The 2778-nt window shown below is 58.7% G+C and carries 2 protein-coding genes; one reads left to right on the top strand and one right to left on the bottom strand.

Going from position 1 to position 2778, the window contains the following annotated elements; translation table 11 throughout:
* Positions 1–1544 (top strand): putative bifunctional diguanylate cyclase/phosphodiesterase (locus tag AB4Z11_RS28620; protein ID WP_442029214.1); only part of this gene is annotated, 1544 nt, incomplete at its 5' end.
* Here AB4Z11_RS28620 and xth read toward each other — a convergent pair.
* Positions 1514–2278, bottom strand: coding sequence for an exodeoxyribonuclease III (gene xth / locus AB4Z11_RS28615; protein ID WP_442029213.1), 765 nt, complete (start codon positions 2276–2278; stop codon positions 1514–1516). The genes AB4Z11_RS28620 and xth overlap by 31 nt on opposite strands.
* Positions 2279–2778: the final 500 nt, after the last annotated feature.

Here is a 2778-nt window from a genome sequence, read left to right as displayed (position 1 = left end):
GGGCACGCCTGTCCGGCCGTCCTTTCGACCCGCGCCAGCCCAAGGGCCGTTCGGTCTGGATGGTGGACGATGTGACCGCGCGCCGCGAAGCCGCCGACGCCGTGCGCCGTGCGCGTGACGAGCTGGAAGTGCGCGTGCTGGAACGTACCGCCGAACTGGCGGGCGCCAACACGCAATTGCAGGCCGAGATTGTGGAGCGACGCCAGGCCGAGGCGCGCGTCCATCACATGGCCTACCACGACAGTCTGACTGGCTTGCCGAACCGCGCGCTGCTGGCTGATCGTCTGGACCGCGCCATGCTGGCCGCCCAGCGCTCGGAGCGCGGCCTGGCCGTCATGTTTATCGACCTGGATCGCTTCAAGACCATCAACGACTCGCTGGGCCATATGACGGGCGACCAGCTGCTGAAGGAAGTGGCCAACCGCCTGTGCGGCGCGGTGCGCGCCAGCGATACCGTAGCCCGTCTTGGCGGCGACGAATTTGTAGTGCTGCTGCCAGGTATCCGCAACGCCGACGAATCGAGCCACGTGGCGCAGAAGATCATCGATTCGCTGGCCGCGCCGTTCCCGCTGGAAGGACGCATGCTGCACATTTCACCGTCGATCGGCATCTGCATGTATCCGGACGATGGCGAAGACGTGGCGACCCTGATGCGCAATGCCGATGCGGCCATGTATCACGCCAAGGCGTCGGGCCGCAACAATTATCAATACTTCACCCAGACCATGAATCTGGCGGCGGCCCAGCACTTCGAAATGGAAAGCAGCTTGCGCAGCGCGCTGGCGCTGGGCCAGTTCGAGCTGCACTACCAGCCGATCATGGACATCGCCACGCGCCGCCTGGCTACGCTGGAAGTGCTGCTGCGCTGGCGCCGTCCCGCGTCCGGGCTGGTGATGCCGGACCAGTTCATTTCCATCATCGAAGAGAATGGCCTGATCGTGCCGGTCGGCGAATGGGTGCTGCGCCGCGCCTGCGAACAAAGCATGGAATGGCAGCGCATGGGATTGCAGCCGGTGCCGCTGGCGATCAACCTGTCGCCGCGCCAGTTCATGCACAAAGGCCTGGTCGACTCGATCCGCCGGATTCTCGACGAAACGGGCATCGATCCGGCGCTGATCGAATTCGAGATCACGGAAACGGCCCTGATGCAGCACGGCGAACACACCATGGACGTGCTGGGGCAGATCAATGCGATGGGCATCCGCCTGTCGATTGACGATTTCGGTACGGGCTATTCTTCGCTGGCTTATCTGAAGCGCTTCCCGGTACGGAAGATCAAGATCGACCGCGCCTTCATCAAGGATCTGGAAGAGAGTGCCGAAGACCGCGCGATCGTCGCGGCGATTACGGCATTATCGGACAGCCTGCAGCTGTCGATTGTGGCGGAAGGTGTGGAAACGGAAGAGCAGTACGAGTTGCTGCGCAAGCAGGGCTGCCAATATGCGCAAGGCTATTTGTTCAGCAAGCCCGTACTGGGTGTGCGCGCCCAGTTGATGCTGGAGCGCGCGGCCGGTCAGTCGAGGGTCGCGATCACCGGAGCGTGATCGGAAGGCTGCTGCCATTTGCGCGGCACGCGGTCCACCACACAGGCGGAGCAGCGCTTGACCAGCGGCGCAGACAGCAGCACGTGATCGATGCGCAGGCCTTTGTTCTTCTGGAAGCCCAGCATGCGGTAATCCCACCAGCTGAAGCTCTTTTCCGGCTGTTCGAACAGGCGGAAGGAATCGTGCAGGCCGATGCCCAGCAGCTCCTGCAGCGCTGCGCGTTCTTTCGGCGACACATGCACCATGCCTTCCCATGCGGCCGGGTCGTGCACGTCGCGGTCTTCCGGGGCGATGTTGTAGTCGCCCAGCACCGCCAGATGTTCATTGCGCGCCAGCTCCTCGGCCAGCCATTCGCGGAAGGATTGCAGCCAGCCCATCTTGTAGGTGTACTTGTCGCTGTCCACCGCCTGGCCGTTCGGCACATAGGCGCAGACGATGCGGATGCCGTCGATGGTCGCGGCCAGGATGCGCTGCTGCTCGTCCGGGTACTTCGGGTTGTTCTTGACGATGTCCGTCATCGGCAGTTTGGACAGAATGGCAACGCCGTTATAAGTCTTCTGTCCGCTGAACACGACCTGGTAGCCGGCCTCTTCAATTTCCTTTTGCGGGAATTTGTCGTCCGTCAGTTTGGTTTCCTGAATGCACAGCACGTCGACCGGGTTTTCACCCAGCCATTTCAGCACGTGGGGCAGGCGGACGTTCAGGGAATTGACGTTCCAGGTGGCTAATTTCATACCAGATTTTTCCTAATTTCAATCGCGTGGGCGTGATCTTACCTGAACAGGTAGTATCTGGTTGGCGTGAGGAACCACTAGCTTCAATTTTGATACGACCGTCTGTTGGTTTTCTGCTTGCAAATTATGCTTGCAGGATACCGAAAGTCCCGAAATTCGGTTTTCCGCAACGCTTTTCTGTCTCAAAATGTAACAGCCTGAAAAATAATTTCCAATAGTGCCTCAGAGTTATCAGAATGGTACTAAAATCAGATTATCGGCAACCGGATTGGCACTATACTTATCTTGGTTGATCTCGAATTTTCCGTACCGTTGTATTTTTTGTAGGATAAGTGTTGTTCTACATCAATAAGTGGTACTATATGGAAATTAATTCGGCACTGCACAACTAAAGGAAAAACATGCAATCTGCATTCGAAGCATGGGCGCAAAAGGAAGGACAAATTGTCCGTCGCCGCGAAGACAAGCCAGAAGAGTATCTGGTTTATGAAACGCAACGC

The sequence above is a fragment of the Pseudoduganella sp. RAF53_2 genome, from assembly GCF_052113985.1.
Lineage (GTDB): Bacteria > Pseudomonadota > Gammaproteobacteria > Burkholderiales > Burkholderiaceae_D > Rugamonas.
This window is presented reverse-complemented; position numbering and strand designations above follow the sequence as displayed.